Raw genomic sequence first — 1,254 nt, 5'->3', positions numbered from 1 at the left:
GGGCTAGGATCCGTCGGACCTCTGCCGAGGTCCTTACTCATATATATACCCCGCTAAAAACCATACGGCATGAACTTTCTAATGCGTAACCCCTGCTAAGGGGCGTCCCAACACTTTGAAATACCATATATATTTGGTACCTTTGCGGTGCTTTGCGTAATCTCTGCTAGGAATTTATGTGTGACCTAGTTATATTGCGTTTAGACAATACTAATTAATATAAGCAAAAAGTACAATGGACTTAATCAAGCTAGTAGAGCAAGAGATGGCTGTAGGTAAGCAGCATCCCCACTTCAAGAGCGGTGACACGATCTCTGTAGCCTACCGAATTAAGGAGGGTGATAAGGAGCGTATCCAGACCTTCCGTGGTGACGTGATCAAAATCGTAGGTGAGGGCGACAACCGTCGTTTCACTGTGCGTAAACTTTCAAGCGGTGTAGGTGTAGAGAGAATATTCCCTCTAAATTCACCTTTCATCGATGAGATTATCGTACACAAGGTAGGACACGTACGTCGTGCTAAGCTATACTACCTACGTAAGCTCACAGGTAAGAAGGCTCGTATCCGCGAGAAGAGAAGCTTCTAAAGCTTTCAGAGCTACAAAAGCTACAATAAGGGCTGGCTATATACATAGCCGGCCCTTATTATTTCCAGTCGACAAGAAAGACAAAAAGATCCTCGGCCGAGGTCATTATCATCTGTTTACACTACGATACGTCCGACCTGTCCGATCTGTCCGACTTGTCCGATAAGGCATCCTCAAAACAAGAGCTCCTTTCCACCGCCCAAAACCTGTGAAATAAAGTGAAAAACTCACCCAAAATAGGGCTGCGTAGGTACCCCCTCACAACCTACTGATATCCAACACCCTACAAAAGCCCCAACTGAGTTGCAACAAACCGATTGCTTAGTTGCATCTCGTCGATCGCTTAGTTGCATCTCGCCGATCACTTAGATACGGTCTCAGCAACCGCTTAGATACGATCTCAATCGCCACCCTCCTAACCCATTGGTTTATAATACCATACAGCTACCCTCTGATTTCACTTCTCCTCGCCCTAAATTGAGACAAATATTAACTCATTTTAAGCACTCAACCCAAATTCAACAACCCCATAATAACCTTATCCCCACCCACCATCAACCACCTTTCTCCTAGGGGTTATGCATTATAAGAGACTGTTGTACGAATGATGATATACAAGCTGTGAAGGATAATAGAGTAAGGACCTCGGCAGAGGTCCCTCTTAAATA

Annotated in this window: 1 protein-coding gene; it reads left to right on the top strand. The window is 44.8% G+C overall.

The window, feature by feature from the left end; all coding sequences use genetic code 11:
• Positions 1 to 235 precede the first annotated feature (235 nt).
• The gene (gene rplS, locus HMPREF3027_RS06835; RefSeq protein ID WP_021902536.1) at positions 236 to 586 is read left to right on the top strand and encodes a 50S ribosomal protein L19; all 351 of its coding nucleotides are present in this window, start codon (positions 236 to 238) and stop codon (positions 584 to 586) included.
• Positions 587 to 1,254: the final 668 nt, after the last annotated feature.

Source organism: Porphyromonas sp. HMSC077F02 (genome assembly GCF_001815465.1).
GTDB lineage: Bacteria > Bacteroidota > Bacteroidia > Bacteroidales > Porphyromonadaceae > Porphyromonas_A > Porphyromonas_A somerae.
Note: the sequence above shows the minus strand (reverse complement) of the source record. Positions and strands in the feature narration are given on the sequence as shown.